Below are 17,677 nucleotides of genomic sequence, written 5' to 3' on the forward strand. Positions count from 1 at the left end.
TTGTGATTTCCGACGGCTGGCGTACAGGCTCGGTGGCATGAAGCGAGATGTTGCAGGGATCATTCTGGCCGGCGGTCAGTCCAGACGAATGGGCGGTGGCGACAAGAGCCTGTTGCCGCTTGGCGGCGGTCGCGTGCTTGACCAGGTCGTGTCGCGCCTTTGCCCGCAGATCGCCCCCCTGGTGCTCAGCGCCAACGGCGATCCGTCGCGGTTCTCGCGCTTTGGACTGCCGGTGCTTGCCGACACGGTCACGGGCTTTGCCGGCCCGCTTGCCGGAATCCTGACCGGCCTCGAATGGGCCGCCGCCAACACGGCTTGCAACGCGATCGTCACCGCTGCCGGCGACACGCCCTTCCTGCCACTGGATCTTGTCGAACGACTGGCTGCCGCAACCGATCAGCGTCCCGGTTCGATTGCCGTTGCGTGCTCGGCCGGCAAGCGGCATCCGACCTTCGCGCTGTGGCCGACGGACTGCCGCGACGCCTTGCGGCACTTTCTGGTCGATGAGGATATCAGGCGGGTTTCGGCCTTCATCGAACGGCATGAATTTGTCGAGGTGGAATTTCCGGTTCCGCAATCCGCGGGCCAACCGGTCGACCCTTTCTTCAACATCAACGTGCCCGACGATCTTGTTCAGGCCGAACGTCTGTTGCAAAGCATGAAACCATGAACAGACGCGTCTTCGGCATCACGGGCTGGAAGAATTCCGGCAAGACGACATTGACCGAAAGGCTGGTCACGGAACTTGTCCGGCGCGGCTGGAAGGTGTCGACGGTGAAACACGCGCATCATGACTTCGACATCGACAAGCCGGGCGCCGACAGCTTCCGCCACCGGCAGGCCGGCGCCACCGAAGTCGCGATCGTATCCGGCAATCGTTGGGCGCTGATGCACGAACTGCGCGGTGAGAATGAGCCGACACTGGAGGCGATTCTGTCACGGCTCGCACCGTGCGATCTGGTGCTGGTCGAAGGCTACAAGCGCGAAGCCCACCGCAAGATCGAAACCCGACGGCTGGAAGCGAAGGACCGCACGCCGCTTTCGGCAACGGATCCGAACATCGTCGCCGTCGCCGCCGATTTTGCGGCCGAAGGCGAGCTCTTGCCGGTGTTCGATCTCGACGAAGTGAAATCAATAGCCGACTTCATCGAGCGGGACACTGGGCTCGTTGCTGAGAGCTAACGCAGCGGCAGAATAGCCTTGCCCATTTTTGTGGTTTTGCAGTTGCTTTTTTCTTGGAAAGAGTGGGAGTATCGCGCCAGCGGGCGGTCAAAAGCACCGCCCCACAGAGCCGTTTGGAACGACGGCCGGGACCATAAAGAGAGGACTATCATGCGTATTGCACTGCGTATCGCGCTTGCCGCATCGGCTGCGCTGCTGACGCTCGGCGTAGCCCAGGCCCAGGAAAAGACCCTGAGGATCGGCACCGAAGGCGCCTACCCGCCCTTCAACAACCTCACCGCCGATGGCCAGCTCGTCGGTTTCGACATCGACATCGCCAAGGCGCTTTGTGACCAGATGAAGGTCAAGTGCACCTTCGTCGCCCAGGATTGGGACGGCATCATCCCCGCTCTCCAGGCCGGCAAGTTCGACGCCATCGTCGCCTCGATGTCGATCACGCCGGAGCGCAAGGAGAAGGTCGACTTCACCAACAAATATTACAACACGCCGTCGGCCCTGGCCGTGCCTAAAGACAGCACGCTGAAAGGCGTGACCAAGGCAGATCTCGCTGGCAAGACCATTGGTGTCGCCACCACGACCACGCATTTCAACTATGCCTCGAAGACTTACACTGACAGCACCGTCAAGGGCTATCCGAGCAGCCCCGAGGAGCAGGCAGATCTTGCCAATGGTCGTCTCGACGCCATCGAGGACGATATTGTTGTCCTTCAGCAGTGGCTGGATTCGCCTGATGGCGCATGCTGCAAGATTCTCGGCCAGCCGTCGCCGCAACCGGTCGACATCTTCGGACCAGGCGCCGGCATTGCCGTACGCAAGGGCGAGACCGATCTCGTCAACAAGTTCAATGCGGCCATCGATGCTATTCGCGCCAACGGAAAGTACAAGGAAATCAACGACAAATACTTCAAGTTCGACGTCTTCGGCGCCGAATCCTGATAGTATGACAAAGGCGGCGGGAGACTCCCGCCGCCTTTCCGGTCTTCTGTGATCGCCGTGGAGACAAGACCAGTCAATGCCAGCCCAGAGCTTATGGACACTTCTCAGTTGGGGACCCGATGGCTGGCTTGATGATATCGCTTATGGCGCCCTGGTTACCGTCGCGCTCGCACTCGCCACGCTGCCGATCGGGCTGACAATCGGCTTTTTCATTGCATACGCCAAACAGTCCGAAGAACCCTCGCTACGCCTCGCCGCCAACATCTACACCACGGTCTTCCGCGGCCTGCCGGAACTGGTGACGCTTTTCCTGTTTTTCTTCGGCGTGCCAATTCTGCTGCAGCATCTCATCCGATATTTCCGGCCCGACGCGACCATCGACGTCAACGGCTTCGTCGCCGGCATGATCGTGCTTTCCCTGATCTTCTCGTCCTATGCCAGCGAAGTTTTCCTGTCGGCATTCCGCGCCATACCGAAAGGCCAGTATGAGGGCGGCTATGCCATTGGCCTTTCCAACTGGTTGACCATGCGCAAGGTGATCTTGCCGCAGTTGCTTCGTATCGCGTTTCCCGGCTTGGAAAACTGCTGGCTTAGTCTGCTCAAGGATACATCGCTGGTGTCGGTCGTCGGTCTCGCAGAGACGCTGCGCAATGCCGGTGTGGCCGCTCGCGTCACCAAGCACTCGTTCCTGTTTTACAGCGTGGCGGCCCTGGTCTTTCTCGGTCTGGCCATAGTGTCGTCCTTCGCCACCAGCGCCATCCTGCGCTCGCTCGGCCGGCGGGAGGCACAACGATGAGCGCTACAGCGACCATGGTCGAGCGGCCACCGCCGCGGGCGCGGGGCTGGCCGCGTCCCCGCATCGCGGGCTACGCGCTCGTCTGCCTGTGGATAGCCTTCGGCCTGGGCATCGTTGCCTATCTCGTCCTTGCCTGGAATCCGGCCTTCTTTGCCAAATATGCGCCGGCCTATCTGAGAGGGCTTGGGGTCACCCTGTCGCTGGTCGCCATAGCGATGGTGCTTGGTGCGATACTGTCGCTCCCTGTCGCCTACGGCCGTATGTCCAGCAACCGGATCCTATCCGGCCTCGCCTATTGCTATGTCTACTTTTTCCGTGGCACGCCGCTGCTGGTCCAGACTTTTCTGGTCTATTACGGCGTTGGCTCTTTCCGGCCGCAACTCAGCGAATTCGGCATCTACCTTCCCGTGTTTAGCGATGGGCTGACCGTCGCCCGATTCACGCTTTGGGATTTTTTCAAGGATGCATTCAACTGCGGCGTCTTTGCCTTTGCGCTCAACACCGCCGCCTACCAGGCCGAAATCCTGCGCGGCGCCATCGAGAGCGTGCCCAGGGGCCAATGGGAAGGTGCAGCTTCCCTTGGCCTGCACAAATTGCAGACGCTGCGCAAGATCATCCTGCCGCAGGCATTGATCGTCGCCTTGCGGCCCTATGGCAACGAACTCATCCTGATGATCAAGGCTTCGGCCATCGTCGCCATCATCACCGTCTATGACCTGATGGGCAACGCAAAGCTCGCCTTCGCCAACTCCTTCGATATTCAGGCCTATATCTGGGTCGCCGTCGTCTACCTCGTCATGGTCGAGATATTGCGTCATGGCATCGAATGGATCGAGCGCCGGATCACCATCCACCTGAAACGCTGACTGGTTCCATATACTGCCTGCACCAGTCGATGAGCCCACAGGCGTCTTGACGAAATGAGCGCAGAGCCTATGCATGTCGCCCAAAAGTGGCCCCGGCTTGGGGCAACGACATGCATAGAAACAAAGACCTAGGGCGCGTCGCTTGAATCCGTTTCAACGCGACGCGCTTTAGAGCTTTCGCAGCAAATTTCGTTTCCGTCTGAAGGGTAAAATCATGGCATCTGTGGCATTTCTCGGTCTTGGCGTGATGGGTTATCCGATGGCCGGGCACCTCAGGAACAAGGGTGGCCATGACGTCACCGTCTACAACCGCACCAAGGCCAAGGCCGAGCAATGGGTTGGCCAGCATGGCGGCAGCCTCGCGCCGACGCCGGCGGAGGCGGCCAAGGGCAAGGATTTCGTCTTCTCCTGCGTCGGCAACGATGACGATCTGCGTTCGGTGACGACAGGTCCCGAAGGTGCCTTCAAATCGATGAAGAAGGGCTCGGTCTTCATCGACAACACCACGGCCTCGGCCGAGGTCGCACGCGAACTGGCGGCGGCCGCGCAGGCCGGTGGGTTTTCGTTTCTCGACGCGCCGGTCTCCGGCGGCCAGGCGGGCGCCGAGAATGGCGTGCTGACCGTCATGGTCGGCGGCGAGCAGGAAGCTTTCGACAGGGCCAGGCCCGTTATCGATGCCTATGCCCGCATGGTCGGCTTGATGGGATCGGCCGGTGCTGGCCAGCTCACCAAGATGATCAACCAGATCACCATCGCCGGCCTCGTCCAGGGTCTTGCCGAAGGCATCCATTTCGGCAAGAAGGCCGGGCTCGACATCGAGAAGGTGATCGAGGTGATTTCCAAGGGTGCGGCCGGTTCCTGGCAGATGGAGAACCGGCACAAGACGATGAATGCCGGCAAATACGATTTCGGCTTCGCCGTCGACTGGATGCGCAAGGACCTTGGCATCTGCCTGACCGAGGCCGACCGCAACGGCGCCAAACTGCCGGTGACAGCACTTGTCGACCAGTTCTACAAGGATGTGCAGGCAATGGGCGGCAAGCGTTGGGATACGTCCTCGCTGCTGGCGCGCCTGGAAAAATAAGGTTCGCGATGGCCGAGCTTTCGCCCCAATCCAGTGCCGAAGAAATCGTCGCGCATCTGCGCTCGATCGGCTCGGAAGAAAATCGCCTCGGCATGCTGCGCTACGGCATCAAGATCGAACGTGCGCTCGGCATCTCGCACGGCGTGCAGCGGCAGATTGCCAAAAAAATCAAGCGCAACCACGAGCGCGCTTTCGCGCTTTGGCAGACAGGGATCATGGAGGCGCAGTTCATCGCTTCCGTCACGGCCGACCCGAAGCGGTTTTCTGCCGCGGATGCAAGGCAATGGGCGTCGAGTTTCGACTCCTGGGATATCGTCGATGGTGTCTCTGATCTCTTCGTCGACACGGACGCCTGGAAAGAACTGATCGGCGAGTTCGCGGCGGATGACCGGGAGTTCGTTCGACGCACGGCTTTTGCCATGATGGCCTGGTCCGTCGTCCATCGGAAGAAAGAGCCGGAGGCGACCTTTCTCGCCTTCCTGCGGATCATCGAAGCGCATGCCTCCGACGGCCGCAACTTTGTGAAGAAGGGCGTCAACTGGGCCCTTCGTTCGATCGGCAAGCGATCGATGGATATGCACGGTGCTGCACTTGCCGTCGCCGAAAGGCTCGCGCAATCGACCGACAAGACCGCGCGCTGGATCGGCAAGGATGCTGTGAAGGAACTATCGGATGCCAGGACGCTCGAGCGCCTCGCCGCCAGGAAAGGCTGACGGACCTGAAATCCGCTTTACGGAAGTGACGCGCTCGACACGCGCGGATTTCGAAACCCTGTTCGAACAGCCGGGCGCACCGAAATATTGCTGGTGCATGGCTTGGCGCTATCTGCCCAGCCGCGAGCAAGTCGAGAGCGACGAGAAAAAGCGGGCCATGATGGCGCTTGTCGACGCCGGCACGCCGGTCGGCATCCTCGCCCTCATTGACGGCAAGAGCGTCGGTTGGTGCTCGGTCGCGCCACGCCAGACCTATCGCAAGCTTTCACGCCAACAGGACGACAGCCAGACCGATATTTGGTCGATCGTTTGTTTCTACGTGCCAAGGGCTTTGCGCGGAAGTGGCCTGGCATCCGCGCTGCTCGACGCGGCCATCGATCACGCCTTCGCCAAGGGGGCCGGAACGATCGAGGCTTATCCGGTCGATCAGGCGTCGCCGAGCTACAGCTTCATGGGCTTTCGCGACATGTTTGCGGCGCGCGGGTTCCACGAGATCGGCATGGCCGGTTCTCGCAGACATGTGATGCGGCTCGAGCGTTGACGCCATTGGCAGCGGCGTCTCTACTCGGGTCCAAAGGAAGCGGCCAATGAGCAACGATATCAGATCATCCATAGCGCTCGCAGCGTTGTTTGTGTGCGTGGCCGCCGCCAGCGCTTCGGCCGAGACCGCACACATATTCTGGAGGGATCTGCGCCCGGCGACGCAGACCGCAGCCGAAAACGTCGGGCTGCCGATGATCGCGGCAAAATTGCCCGACCATGGCGAGACGCTGTCCCTGAATCTGCAGGACAAGACTATCCAGTTGGCAGGCTATGCATTGCCCGTCGATCGCGACGGCGACCTTGTCTATCAGTTCCTGCTGGTGCCGTGGACGGGCGCCTGCAGCCACATGCCGACACCGCCGCCCAACCAGATCGTGCTGGTCACGCCGGCCCACCCTTACAAGATGTCGGAAGCTTACCAGCCGGTCTCGGTTACCGGCGCGCTAAAGTCGGATATGGAAAAAAGCCAGCTGTTCATTCTCGATGGCGTCAGCGTCATCCAGTCCGGTTACGCCGTGCGCAAGGCCGATGTGGTGAGCGTCGACAGCGTGCCGGACACGATCACGCTGCCGGCGAACTCGCCCTGGAGTTTCCTCAACAAGAAAAAGAACTGAGAAGTCCGGTCAGCTCAAGCGGCGTTGGCGCCCGATTCCTTGTCCAGCACCATGTAGTCAAGCGGGATTTCGGTCGTGTACTTGATCTGCTCCATGGCGAAGGACGACGACACGTCGCGGATCTCGATCTTGGCGATCAGCCGTTTGTAGAAGGCATCGTAGGCAGCGATGTCGGGCACCACGACGCGCAAGAGATAGTCGACATCTCCGCTCATGCGGTAGAACTCGACCACTTCGGGAAATTCCTGGATGACCTCGGAAAACCGCCGCAGCCATTCATGGCTGTGCGAATTGGTGCGGATCGACACGAAGACGGTGACGCGCACATTGACCTTTTCATGGTCGAGGATGGCGACGCGCCGCTTGATGACGCCCTCTTCCTCGAGCTTCTGGATGCGCCGCCAGCAAGGTGTCGTCGACAGCCCGACTTTCTTGGCAACGTCGGCGACCGCGAGTGTCGCGTCCTCCTGCAAAAGGCGGAGAATTTTTCTATCGAGGCGGTCCATCTTTTTCTCTCCGGGGGAATAGATTGGCTATATTCCGCCTTATCAGGACCTTTCACAAGAAAGAAATTCTGCCGATTGGGCGAAAAGCGAGTGATTTCTTGCTGAAAGGTCAATCGAGACGATAGCGGATTTCCGATCTCAGGAATGGCAGCAAATCCATTTCAAACCACGGATTCTTCTTCAGCCAGCCGGTGTTGCGCCACGACGGATGCGGCAGCGGCAGCACTTTCCGACTGCCGGGCGCGTTCCAGATGGCACGCCAGTCCATCACCGTTTCCGTCAGCGAGGGCCGGCGGGTGGCACCCATGTGCCAGAACTGCGCGTAGATGCCGATGGTCAGCACCAGGTCGATCCGGGGCATCAAGGCCATCAAGGGCGCGCGCCATGCCGGCGCGCATTCGCGCCTTGGCGGCAAGTCTCCACCCTTTGCATCCTGGCCGGGAAAGCAAAAGCCCATCGGCACGATGGCGAACTTCTCGATGTCGTAGAATTCCTCGCTTGTGACCCCGAGCCAGTTGCGCAGGCGGTCGCCGGAGGCGTCGGTGAACGGCATGCCTGTGATATGCACCTTGGTTCCCGGCGCCTGGCTGGCGATCAGGATGCGTGCGCTGGACGATGGTCGCAACACCGGTCGCGGTTCGTGAGGCAATGGCTTGCCGATCGGATTTTCGACGCAGATGCGGCAAGCGCGAACCGTCTCGGCGAAGCTTTCGAGCGCATCCTCGTTGACCATGATCTCGTCCGAAAACCGGCTTCCACTTTTCGGGATCATGGTCAGGCGGCGGCGCTAGGCCGGCTGGAAACTGCCTGATGCCAGCGCAGCACATTGGCGCATTCGTCCGGCACCTTGATGCGTGCCGGCTTCATGAAGTCGACAGCGATCAGGCCGGTGATGTCGGCTATCGAATAGCTGTCACCGGCGATGAACTCCCGGCTGCCCAGCTCATCGTCCAACAGCCTGAGGAACTCTACGGCCTTGGGCTTGTTGGCCTCGCCCCATTCGGGAATCTGCGGAATTTCCCATTCCTTCATCGCCGGATGGATGTGACGGAAGGCCTGGGCGACGCAACTGAGCAGGTTGAATTCCATCCGTCTCTGCCACATCTCGACTTGCGCCTTGCCGAGCGCGCCACGCCCGAACAGGGCTGGTTCGGGCTGCAACTCCTCGAAATAGCGGCAGATGGCGACGGATTCGGTGAGGATCGTGCCGTCGTCGAGTTCAAGCACCGGCAGACGTTGCAAAGGGTTACGCGAACTGACCGACGGCTTCCTGTGCTCCAGCGCGCCCATGTCGATGGGCACCAGCGGAACAGTAATGCCCTTCTCGGCCAGGAAAACGCGGACCCGCCTCGGATTGGGTGCGCGGCCACCGTCGAACAACTTCATTCCCGTCCTCCCGGTTTCCCAACAACCATAGAGTTCAGCCCCTTACGGGCTTTACCAGAACCGAAAAATCTCACGCGCGGCATCGCCGATCGACGCCAGCGTGCCGTGCTTTCTCTCGACGACTTCGCCGTGATGGCTGTCGCGCCAGTCCTGCGGCCGGTCGAACGTACCCGCCCAGACGCCGACCCTTGCCGCACGGGCCTTCGCCTCCTCGCTCTCGAAGCCGCCAAACGCAACCGCCCAGCCCGCCTCCACCTGCGCGCGGTTGAGATCCTTGCCGCCGGCGGTGCAGTTGCCAAGCAACCGGCCGTAGCGGTCCCGCTGCCAGCCGGTACAGGAGACGGGCTTGCCGGCGATCAGTCGCACCAGCGCCTGGCGCGCCAGCGTGCCGCAGGGATAGTCGGCGCCATTCCTGCGGCAGGTCTGCGTATACTCCGGCGCATCGATGCCGCGCATGCGGATGCGCTCGGCGCCAAGCGTGATCGAATCGCCATCGTTGACGATTGCCACACCCTCCGCCTTGCGTGTCTCCACCCGGTCGAGACGAGCCGCCAGGAGGATCAGCAACCCGAGAATGATGACGGTAAGCCCGTAATCCATAAGACGGCGCCACAAGCTTGGGGGTGGCGCAGCGTATCGCCGGCGCGGCCTCGTGCCCCACGAACGGCTCATATGGCAAACGGTTGGTTAATCATTCGAACGTAGCTTAACACTTGGAAACCGCTGCTCGCATAAATTGAAGTTTCATGCCCTTGCAACGCTCGAACACAGCGGACAAGTTCATTGTGGACCGCCGGAAACCTCATCGCAACAGCGATGTCGCGCGCGCGGTGCGCAAGACGCGCGACCGTCTTTCGCAGCAGGCCGGCAATCCGGATTTTGATCGCGAACTCCTGAAGCTCCACGCCCGCGCGATGACAAGCGGCGCCATAGCCATCCCGCTGCTCGTCCTGGCGATCGCGGCAGCCGGCCGGTTTGCCGGCGTCGGCAATGAGATCGGCCTTTGGGCCCTGTTCACGCTCGCCTGCTACACCATCGTCACCTTCTTGGCGCGGCGCATTGAGCGCACTGAAGCTTCCGAGCTCAACCCCTTGCAAACACAAAGAGAATTGCTGATCGGCCACTTCCTTTGCGGGCTCGGCTGGGGGTGGTTCGTCTGGCTTGGCTGCAGCACTTGCCTGCCCGACCAGTTCCAGGTCGTCAAAGCGGTGGTGCTGCTGGTCGCCATGGCGGCCACCGCTGTCATGACCTCCTCCCTGGGAGGCGCCTTGCTAGCGACCTTTGCGGTTCCGGTGGCGCTCTATGCCTATGCCGGCGTCAAGCTGTGGATGCCGGTCGGGGCGATCATGGCGGGGCTGCTGGTCGTGTCGTTGCCCTTCTTCGCCTATGTCGCCCGTCATCTCAACCGCGCGTCCCTGATGCTGTTGTCGTTCCGCTCCGAAAAGGATGCGCTGGTCGCCGAACTGGAGACGGCGAAATCGATGTCCGACGAAGCGCGGCGGCGGGCGGAAGACGCCAATCTGGCGAAGTCGCGGTTCCTCGCTTCGATGAGCCACGAACTGCGCACACCGCTCAACGCCATTCTTGGCTTTTCCGAGGTGATGTCGAACGAGGTGCTCGGACCGATGAGCAACCCGACCTATCGCGACTACGCCCATGACGTGCACGAGTCCGGCCAGCACCTGCTCGACCTGATCAACGAGATCCTCGACCTGTCGCGCATCGAGGCCGGCCGCTACCAGCTCAACGAGGAGCCGGTGATGCTGCTCAACATCGTCGAGGATTGCTGTCACATGATGGAATTGAGGGCGCGTAACAAGGACATCCGCATTGTCCAGGATTTCGAGCATGAGTTGCTGCGCCTGTTCGCCGACGAGCGGGCGGTGCGGCAGATCACGCTCAACCTTCTGTCGAATGCCATCAAGTTCACCGCCACCGGCGGTGAAATCCGCGTTCGCGTCGGCTGGACGGCGGGTGGCGGACAGTACATTTCGGTCAAGGACAATGGTCCCGGCATCCCCGAAGACGAAATCCCGGTGGTGCTCTCGGCCTTCGGCCAGGGCTCGATCGCGATCAAGAGCGCCGAGCAAGGCACCGGGCTCGGCCTGCCGATCGTGCAAGGCCTGCTCGCCATGCATGGCGGCGAGTTCGAACTTCATTCCAAGCTGCGCGAAGGCACCGAGGCGATCGCCATCTTCCCGCTGAGCCGGGTGATGGAAGAACTGCCGGCGCTGCCGACCGCGGCTGTGGCGGCGCGGCGGCGATAGCAGACTTCGCTCGTGTGTGTGGCGTCTAGCCCCGAACGGCCGCCGCCATGCCTGAACTGGTCAGCGCCGCTGCCTTGACCAGGCCTGCGGCAAGAGCGGCCCCTGCCCCCTCACCATGGCCGATGCCCAGATCGAGCAACGGGCGAAGACCGAGGCGCTCGGCGGCCCTGGCATGCGCGGGGTCTGGCGACAGGCTGGCTAGAAGGCAGTGGTCGAGTGCCGTGGGGTTGGCGGCATGCAGCACTGCGGCAGCGGCCGTTGCCGCAAATCCGTCGAGCAGCACCGGTATCTTCTGCATCCGTGCGGCGAGGATGGCGCCGGCGATCGCCGCGAACTCACGGCCACCGACCCGGCGCAGCGCCTCTAACGGGTCGCCGAGATGGCCGCCGTGAAAGGCCAGTGCCGCCTCGACCACTTCAGCCTTGCGTGCCTGCATCGCCGCACCGGCGCCGGATCCCGGCCCGACCCAGTCGGCGCCCTTGCCCCCGAACAGCGCCGCAAACAGGGCAGCAGCGACAGTGGAGTTGCCGACGCCGAGATCGCCGAGGCAAAGCAGGTCGGTGCCGCCGGCGATCGCTTCCATGCCGAAGGCCATGGTGGCGGCGCAACCGCGCTCGTCCAATGCGGCATCCTCTGTGATGTCGGCGGTCGGGATGTGCAGGGCAAGATCGAAAACCTTCAGCCCGAGATCATAGGCAATGCAGATCTGGTTGATGGCAGCACCTCCGGCGGCACAAAGCTCGACCGCGTTGGCCGTCGCCGCCACCGGCCGTGGCGAGATGCCATGCCGGGTGACGCCATGGTTGCCGGCGAAGATCGCCATCAAAGGCCTTGTCACGGCGGGTGGAGCCCGCCCGCTCCAGGCGGCCAGCCAGGCGGCGATGTCCTCGATGCGGCCAAGCGAATTGCTGGGCCTGTCGGCCTTGGCAAACAGCTTGCGCACACGGGTCCCGGCTGTCGTGTCGGCCGCCGGCAAGTTGGCCAACAGGTTGCGAAAATCGTCGAAAGGCAGCGCGCTGGTCATGTCGTCGGCAATCATTCCCTGGAGTTGGTGAGCGGCATAGCCGCCTTGCGCGGTTGGCACAACCTCTTGGATCGTGCTCACGCTTTTGCCGCAAAGGTGGCCGCGAAGGGCGCTATTGCGAGGGCTTGCATTGGCTTTGCGGTTGCACCATGTGGAGATGGAACAAGGGATTCCGGATGGAAGCCCTCAAGAGAAAGACATGACGGTCATCGAATCCCCTTGCATCCTGGTCTGTTCGATCGACATGAAAACCGGCTTCTGTTTCGGTTGCGGCCGCACGCGCGAGGAAATCGGCGCCTGGATCGCAATGACGCCCGAAACACGCCGCTCCGTCATGGCTGAATTGCCTGCCCGGCTGGAAACGGTCGAGCGTCGGCCGCGGCGGGAAACGCGCCGCGCTCGCATGACGCGCGAACGCGACCTGCTTTCATGAGGCGACCACACAGATGAACCGGCTGTTCTGGATATTGATTGCCGCAATCGGGGTGGGAGCAGTCCTGCTTATGCTCAACGATTCCGGCGGCAGCACGCTTGGCGTCGAGAACTATGATTTTGGCCGCCTGATCTGGCTTGGCGCCTTCGGCGCGCTGATCGGTGCCGGCCTGCTTCGCTCAGGCAGGCCCCTGGGTGCCATGGCCCGCAACCTCGGCGCCTGGGCGGCCATCGCGCTCGCGCTGATCGCCGGCTACCAGTATCGTTACGAACTGCAGGATGTCGCCAGTCGGGTCACCGCAGGCCTTGTTCCCGGCAGCCCGCTGGCTCTGGGCGTCGAGGACGGCCACGCCACGGTGACACTCGACAAGGCGGACAATGGCCATTTCGAAGCCCGCATCCTGGTCAACGGCAATCCAGTGCGGGCCGTGGTCGATACCGGCGCGACCAGCACCGTGTTGACGTCCGAGGACGCCCAGGCATCCGGTTTCAATCCAGCGGCGCTCAACTACACCATACCGGTCTCAACCGCCAACGGCATGGCGCGCGCCGCGGCCGTCAAGACCGATCAGCTGGCGATCGGCGGCATCGTGCGCAAGGACATGCCGGTGATGATCGCAGCACCCGGCATGCTCAGCCAGAGCCTGCTTGGCATGAACTTCATCGGCTCGTTGTCGGGCTTCGATGTGCGCGGCGACCGCATGATCCTCAGGGATTGACCCCGACCCGAACACGTTACGCCGCTTCGGCCGCAGCTCCACCGAACTCGACGGATGCGAAGGCCGTCTTCAGCACGTCCGGTCCGGCACCGGGCCGGGTCGCATCGGTGGACAGGATCTGGCGGTAGCGGCGCGCGCCGGGCAAGCCATGGAACAGTCCGACCATATGGCGGGTGACATGGCCAAGCCGCCCGCCCTGTTCGATATGGTGGGTCGCGTACTCTGCCATGGCATCGATCAGCGCGGCGAAATCGAACGCGCCGGACTTGACGCCGTAGAAGGCGGCGTCGACGCCGACCAGGATGCCGGGCGTGTGGTAGGCGGCGCGGCCAAGCATGGCGGCATCGACATGGTCGAGATGCGCCCGCGCCTCCTCGATCGACTGAATGCCGCCGTTGATGCCAATGAATTCGTTTCGTTTTCTGGCCTTCAGACAATAGACGCGGCTGTAGTCGAGCGGCGGGATGTCCCGGTTTTCCTTGGGGCTCAGCCCTTCCAGCCACGCCTTGCGCGCATGCACCCACAGCGCGTCGGCGCCGGCTTCGAAAACACCGTCCGCCAGCGTATCGAGCGCCGGCTCGGGGTCCTGCTCGTCGACGCCGATGCGGCATTTGACGGTGACGGGAATCGCCACCGCCGCTTTCATCGCGGCGACGCAGTCGGCGACAAGGTCAGGCACTTTCATCAGGCAGGCGCCGAAGGCGCCCGATTGAACGCGGTCGGATGGGCAGCCGACATTGAGGTTGATCTCGTCATAGCCAAAGGCTTCGCCGACGCGCGCCGCCTCGGCAAGTTTTCCGGGATCCGAGCCACCGAGCTGCAAGGCGACCGGATGCTCCACCGCATCGAAGCCGAGCAGCCGCTCGCGCGCGCCATGGATAACCGCGTCGGCCACCACCATCTCGGTGTAAAGCAGCGCACGGCTGGTCAGCTGGCGATGGAAGAACCGGCAATGCCGATCCGTCCAATCCATCATCGGCGCAACGGCTATTCTAAATTCCTGATTTTTCAGCATTTTTCCTTTAACATTAAATCGCTAGACCCTGCCAAGTGCACACGAATTTATCGAATTTTCCCATTCAATCATAGGCAGTCGGCACCGCCTTCCGTCGAGGGGGCCACCAATACACGCGGATTTCAGCTCCAGGTAATCATCGATGCCATATTTAGAACCTCCCCGGCCGGATCCTGACTGCTTGATGCCGCCGCGCGACGGCTATTTAGTGCATCGCAGCGTGTTTACCAGCGCAGTTAGTGCAGCAGGCTGATGCTGGCGACTGGGGTAATACATAAAGAAGCCGGGAATAGGGGGCGTCCAGTTCTCCAGCACTCGAATGAGGCGGTGCTCAACAACATGCTCCGCAACCTGCTCTTCATATGCGAGCCCAAGGCCGGCTCCGGTGAGCGCCGCCTGAATCACCAGGTTGGTATCGTCGATTACGAGCGGGCCGTTCACACCGATTGTGATCGCCTTGCGTCCCTGCTCGAACTGCCACCGATACGGACCGTTCGGAAGACGCAGGTTTAGACATCGATGATCATTTAGATCCTTGGGCTTCCGAGGAATGCTTCGTGACGCAAAATAGCCGGGCGATCCCACCACCGCCAAACGCAACTCCTGCGAGACGCGCACCGCGATCATGTCCTTTTGAACATATTCGCCAAGTTGAATACCGGCATCAAACTCGCCCGCGACGATGTCCACGGGACCAGTGACAGTGACAACGTCAAGAACGACCTCAGGGTAAGCCTCGGCGAATGCTGTGAGCCTCGGCAACAATACCATCGTCGCAGCCGACCGCGACATTACAATTCTAAGGCGTCCCGCAGGTCGGTGGCGAACGCTTCGGGCTTTGTCGAGCGCACGAGTAATTTGCTCAAGCGCCGGAGACAGCTCCTTCAAAAGAGCTGCGCCCGCTGCGGTTGGCGCTACACTCTTGGTCGTCCGGGCAAGAAGCTGGAGCTCGAGACGCTGCTCAAGTCTCCGGATCGTGTGGCTCAGGGCGGACTGGGAGACGCCCAGCTTCGCTGCAGCATGCGTAAAGCTTCGCTCGCTGGCGACGACTGCAAACGCCGCGAGTTCATTCAGCTCATTTCCCATGATTTATGAATCTCGCTCATGACTCCATCCTGTCCAACATACCTAGTCTCATAAGCGCCTCCGTCCTAGGTTTGACCGACAGAAAGTCGACTCGTCACCGGCTTGCCTGGTGCTGGTCGCGTAATTGCCGCGTGTATGGAAATGGTTGGACGTAACAACGAGGTGATCCATGGATACCGATGTTCGCGGCTTGCGCACCCTGGCGCAGACCTATTTTGACGCAGCTTATGAAATGGATGCTGACAAATTTGCATCCATATTTCATCCCTCGAGCTCCGTGACGAAGGTCGCCGACGACGGCGACGTGGACGTAACGCCGGTTGCGATGTGGCTTGCCGTCGTCCGCAACACGAAAGCTCCAAAACAACAGGGCGTGAAGCGTGCCGACGAGATCCTATCAATTGACGTCGAAAGAGACCTCGCGCTTCTGAAGGTAAGATTGCGGGTGCCGCCACGCCACTTCACGGACCTCCTGTCATGCTTGAAGGTCAACGGAACCTGGAAGATCGTTCAGAAGGTGGTGACTTCGAAAACGTAACGGCTTCAGTCCCGTAATAGAAAATTGGATCACCCCGCTTGGCAGGTTACCCGTGAAATTTCTGTCTCAAAGCGCCAACACCATGGCCTGTGCTTCGGGATCATCGAAGGTTTGGTCGCTCTCCGACGGATATGTCGACCTGCCGGCCCAATTGCTCAGAGATCCGAACGACAAGATATGTACGCAGACAGTATCGCCTCAGCGAGAAGAGGCGCTCGTTCGACTTTCGGTCAACTGCTTCTTGATCGATCGCTCCGGCATCGACCGCATCTTGATAGATTGTGGGGCGGGGGGAAGCTGGGACCCGTCCATGGGCCACCTCGAGGAGGCCATGTTCGAGGCAGGCATCGACACATCATCCATCACGATGATCGCCCTCACCCATGCCCATGGCGACCACATCAACGGTCTTCTTACGCCTGACGGGCGGCGAGCATTCAGGAACTTGAGCAAGATCGTGATCGGGGAGGACGCCGTTGAGGATTTCCTCGCCGAGCCACGACTAGCGGATTTTCGGCCACTCCTGGCCCCAATTGGTGGAGGAGACAGGCTGGACGAACATTTGCTGGCGGTGGCGATACCCGGGCATGCTCCGGGCCATATGGGCTATCTCCTCAGCACTGGCGAGGACGATATCTTGTTCTGCGGCGACCTGATCCACGTTCCTGCTGCACAGTTTGCCTATCCCGAGCTTACTTGGGCCTATGACGCTGACGAGCCCATGGCGAGGGCTAGCCGGATCAAGCTGCTCCAAGACGCAACGGGGGCACATACTTGGCTGGCTGGCGCTCACCTGGGACGACCAGGCATCGGCATAATAGTCAAGGAGGGGCATGGATATGCGTTTATCTCGGCCGTATAGCCCAGTTGCAGAACGAAGATGGAATGTACTGGCGAGACCATTTGCATGCGCTCGCGCAGCGCGTCGAGGATCCCAGTTTCATACCGAAGTGGCGCACCCGACACGCAAGGTGGAGGCCACACGTTCGAATCGAGGGTAGCGTTTTGTCCAGCTGAGCTACGGGTGCATCCTGCTTACGCTAGTCCCGGTCCGACACGCCTAGAGCTTTTGCGATATGATTCCGACTAGATGACGTGCGGAGGTCAGCATGGACGACACAGCCGACAGAGAACGTGTCTACGATCCCCAGCAACTGGAGCCGTTGCTGGTTTCGCGGCAGCACGCGGGCGACGTCGACGGCATGACGGCTCTGTTCGAACCCGATGCCGTGATCGACCGTGGCGGGGGAAATTTGCTGCGCGGCAAGGAGGCCATCCACAACTACTATGCCGAGATCGTCGCGTCCGGACGGAAGTTTGCCGTGGGCGAGCAGCGGCCGGCGCTCGTTTGCGGCGACCTTGCCCTGACCTCGACCCGACTTCCCGACGGCGACGTAACCAGCGAGGTTGCCCGGAGGCAAGGCGATGGCAGCTGGTTATGGGTGATCGATCGTTATTCCGTCACCTGAGCCACCCGAGGCAAGCGCCTGATCCGGAGGAGCTTTCGACCAGTCATTTTTTGGAGCACATCTTAACCTAGCCCCGCGCCGTCACGGCGCGAGACCCTCGCATGACCGTCAAGACAACAGGCGCTTACCGCCGCAGCGCGTACACCTTTGCCATGCTTTCGCTGGCTGCCGGCAACGCCATGTCATCGTCGAGAAGGCGCGTGATGCGGGCAAAGCCTGTGAACGCTTTCCTTGCTTCCTCTGGCGACATCTGGCCCGACAGGGCGGCCGAGCAGCAATTGAGCGCGCACTGATAGACTGGACCGCGCCGTCCTGTCGGCCATTTCCTCAAGAACACCATGGCCTCGGCAACACTATCGATTTCTTCAGCAGGATACCCCTGCCCGCGCGAAATCCGCACAGGCGAAAAGAAGTGCAGATAATCCATTATTTCCTCCCGGTTGACCGCGATGCACGCGATCGAACCCTATGAAACGTACCATCCACGGTTTGGTTCCGTGT

The 17,677-nt window shown here is 61.4% G+C and carries 23 protein-coding genes and 1 pseudogene; 15 read left to right on the forward strand and 9 right to left on the reverse strand.

What is annotated here, in order from left to right:
• Positions 1-37 precede the first annotated feature (37 nt).
• The 9 genes from mobA to AC1DZU_RS23070 all read left to right on the forward strand — a co-directional run bounded on the left by mobA (position 38) and on the right by AC1DZU_RS23070 (position 6,734).
• Positions 38-670 carry a molybdenum cofactor guanylyltransferase MobA gene (gene mobA / locus AC1DZU_RS23030; RefSeq protein WP_477288637.1) on the forward strand — a complete coding sequence of 211 codons (633 nt, stop codon included), beginning with the start codon at positions 38-40 and terminating at the stop codon, positions 668-670.
• A complete protein-coding gene (gene mobB / locus AC1DZU_RS23035) occupies positions 667-1,182 on the forward strand; it encodes a molybdopterin-guanine dinucleotide biosynthesis protein B (protein WP_477288639.1) in 516 nt (171 codons plus the stop codon). The genes mobA and mobB overlap by 4 nt, the downstream gene beginning before the upstream one ends.
• A 150-nt stretch (positions 1,183-1,332) precedes the next feature.
• On the forward strand, positions 1,333-2,118 hold the full coding sequence (locus tag AC1DZU_RS23040; RefSeq protein ID WP_184874204.1) for an ABC transporter substrate-binding protein: 786 nt from the start codon (positions 1,333-1,335) through the stop codon (positions 2,116-2,118).
• Positions 2,119-2,194: 76 nt separating this feature from the next.
• On the forward strand, positions 2,195-2,914 hold the full coding sequence (locus AC1DZU_RS23045) for an ABC transporter permease (protein ID WP_095091530.1): 720 nt from the start codon (positions 2,195-2,197) through the stop codon (positions 2,912-2,914).
• Positions 2,911-3,780 (forward strand): ABC transporter permease, encoded by an 870-nt coding sequence (locus tag AC1DZU_RS23050; protein WP_477288642.1) that lies wholly within the window; start codon positions 2,911-2,913, stop codon positions 3,778-3,780. Before AC1DZU_RS23045 ends, AC1DZU_RS23050 begins: the two co-directional genes overlap by 4 nt.
• Positions 3,781-3,994: 214 nt before the next feature.
• A complete protein-coding gene (locus AC1DZU_RS23055; protein ID WP_477288644.1) occupies positions 3,995-4,864 on the forward strand; it encodes an NAD(P)-dependent oxidoreductase in 870 nt (289 codons plus the stop codon).
• Positions 4,865-4,872: 8 nt separating this feature from the next.
• Entirely contained in the window at positions 4,873-5,577 is a 705-nt protein-coding gene (locus tag AC1DZU_RS23060) for a DNA alkylation repair protein (protein WP_477288646.1), read from the forward strand.
• Positions 5,537-6,118 (forward strand): N-acetyltransferase family protein, encoded by a 582-nt coding sequence (locus tag AC1DZU_RS23065; RefSeq protein ID WP_477288648.1) that lies wholly within the window; start codon positions 5,537-5,539, stop codon positions 6,116-6,118. The genes AC1DZU_RS23060 and AC1DZU_RS23065 overlap by 41 nt, the downstream gene beginning before the upstream one ends.
• A gap of 46 nt (positions 6,119-6,164) precedes the next feature.
• A complete protein-coding gene (locus tag AC1DZU_RS23070) occupies positions 6,165-6,734 on the forward strand; it encodes a DUF3299 domain-containing protein (RefSeq protein WP_477288650.1) in 570 nt (189 codons plus the stop codon).
• A 14-nt stretch (positions 6,735-6,748) separates the two neighbouring features.
• On the opposite strand, the gene AC1DZU_RS23075 is transcribed toward AC1DZU_RS23070, so the two are convergent.
• The 4 genes from AC1DZU_RS23075 to AC1DZU_RS23090 all read right to left on the reverse strand — a co-directional run bounded on the left by AC1DZU_RS23075 (position 6,749) and on the right by AC1DZU_RS23090 (position 9,298).
• Positions 6,749-7,240 carry an Lrp/AsnC family transcriptional regulator gene (locus AC1DZU_RS23075; RefSeq protein ID WP_006205209.1) on the reverse strand — a complete coding sequence of 164 codons (492 nt, stop codon included), beginning with the start codon at positions 7,238-7,240 and terminating at the stop codon, positions 6,749-6,751.
• A 109-nt stretch (positions 7,241-7,349) separates the two neighbouring features.
• Positions 7,350-7,973, reverse strand: a complete 624-nt coding sequence (locus tag AC1DZU_RS23080; RefSeq protein ID WP_477288652.1) for a uracil-DNA glycosylase family protein — start codon at positions 7,971-7,973, stop codon at positions 7,350-7,352.
• A 41-nt stretch (positions 7,974-8,014) separates the two neighbouring features.
• A complete protein-coding gene (locus tag AC1DZU_RS23085) occupies positions 8,015-8,626 on the reverse strand; it encodes a glutathione S-transferase (RefSeq protein ID WP_477288654.1) in 612 nt (203 codons plus the stop codon).
• Between the two features lie 51 nt (positions 8,627-8,677).
• Entirely contained in the window at positions 8,678-9,298 is a 621-nt protein-coding gene (locus tag AC1DZU_RS23090; RefSeq protein ID WP_477288656.1) for a thermonuclease family protein, read from the reverse strand.
• 74 nt (positions 9,299-9,372) lie between these two features.
• Here AC1DZU_RS23090 and AC1DZU_RS23095 point away from each other — a divergent pair, with 74 nt between their 5' ends.
• Entirely contained in the window at positions 9,373-10,893 is a 1,521-nt protein-coding gene (locus AC1DZU_RS23095) for a sensor histidine kinase (RefSeq protein ID WP_477288658.1), read from the forward strand.
• A 25-nt stretch (positions 10,894-10,918) separates the two neighbouring features.
• On the opposite strand, the gene AC1DZU_RS23100 is transcribed toward AC1DZU_RS23095, so the two are convergent.
• Positions 10,919-11,917, reverse strand: coding sequence for a nicotinate-nucleotide--dimethylbenzimidazole phosphoribosyltransferase (locus AC1DZU_RS23100; RefSeq protein ID WP_477289234.1), 999 nt, complete (start codon positions 11,915-11,917; stop codon positions 10,919-10,921).
• A gap of 199 nt (positions 11,918-12,116) precedes the next feature.
• Here AC1DZU_RS23100 and AC1DZU_RS23105 point away from each other — a divergent pair, with 199 nt between their 5' ends.
• Both AC1DZU_RS23105 and AC1DZU_RS23110 read left to right on the forward strand, forming a co-directional pair.
• Positions 12,117-12,350 (forward strand): DUF1289 domain-containing protein, encoded by a 234-nt coding sequence (locus AC1DZU_RS23105; RefSeq protein ID WP_477288660.1) that lies wholly within the window; start codon positions 12,117-12,119, stop codon positions 12,348-12,350.
• 13 nt (positions 12,351-12,363) lie between these two features.
• Positions 12,364-13,068 (forward strand): TIGR02281 family clan AA aspartic protease, encoded by a 705-nt coding sequence (locus AC1DZU_RS23110; RefSeq protein ID WP_477288662.1) that lies wholly within the window; start codon positions 12,364-12,366, stop codon positions 13,066-13,068.
• A gap of 16 nt (positions 13,069-13,084) precedes the next feature.
• Here AC1DZU_RS23110 and dusA read toward each other — a convergent pair whose 3' ends face one another.
• The 3 genes and pseudogenes from dusA to AC1DZU_RS23125 form a co-directional block, all read right to left on the reverse strand.
• The gene (gene dusA, locus AC1DZU_RS23115; RefSeq protein ID WP_477288664.1) at positions 13,085-14,083 is read right to left on the reverse strand and encodes a tRNA dihydrouridine(20/20a) synthase DusA; all 999 of its coding nucleotides are present in this window, start codon (positions 14,081-14,083) and stop codon (positions 13,085-13,087) included.
• Positions 14,084-14,185: 102 nt separating this feature from the next.
• A pseudogene (locus tag AC1DZU_RS23120) lies at positions 14,186-14,275 on the reverse strand (aldehyde dehydrogenase family protein); the annotation flags it as partial.
• 9 nt (positions 14,276-14,284) lie between these two features.
• The gene (locus AC1DZU_RS23125; protein WP_477288666.1) at positions 14,285-15,169 is read right to left on the reverse strand and encodes a LysR substrate-binding domain-containing protein; all 885 of its coding nucleotides are present in this window, start codon (positions 15,167-15,169) and stop codon (positions 14,285-14,287) included.
• A 169-nt stretch (positions 15,170-15,338) separates the two neighbouring features.
• On the opposite strand from AC1DZU_RS23125, the gene AC1DZU_RS23130 reads away from it, so the two are divergent.
• From AC1DZU_RS23130 to AC1DZU_RS23140, 3 genes are all read left to right on the forward strand, one after another.
• Positions 15,339-15,707 carry a nuclear transport factor 2 family protein gene (locus AC1DZU_RS23130; RefSeq protein ID WP_477288668.1) on the forward strand — a complete coding sequence of 123 codons (369 nt, stop codon included), beginning with the start codon at positions 15,339-15,341 and terminating at the stop codon, positions 15,705-15,707.
• Between the two features lie 52 nt (positions 15,708-15,759).
• On the forward strand, positions 15,760-16,569 hold the full coding sequence (locus AC1DZU_RS23135; RefSeq protein WP_477288670.1) for an MBL fold metallo-hydrolase: 810 nt from the start codon (positions 15,760-15,762) through the stop codon (positions 16,567-16,569).
• A 247-nt stretch (positions 16,570-16,816) separates the two neighbouring features.
• Positions 16,817-17,176 carry a YybH family protein gene (locus tag AC1DZU_RS23140; RefSeq protein ID WP_477288672.1) on the forward strand — a complete coding sequence of 120 codons (360 nt, stop codon included), beginning with the start codon at positions 16,817-16,819 and terminating at the stop codon, positions 17,174-17,176.
• A 124-nt stretch (positions 17,177-17,300) separates the two neighbouring features.
• On the opposite strand, the gene AC1DZU_RS23145 is transcribed toward AC1DZU_RS23140, so the two are convergent.
• On the reverse strand, positions 17,301-17,603 hold the full coding sequence (locus tag AC1DZU_RS23145) for a DUF982 domain-containing protein (RefSeq protein WP_477288674.1): 303 nt from the start codon (positions 17,601-17,603) through the stop codon (positions 17,301-17,303).
• Between the last annotated feature and the right edge of the window lie 74 nt (positions 17,604-17,677).

The organism is Mesorhizobium sp. P2_A12 (assembly GCF_056405075.1).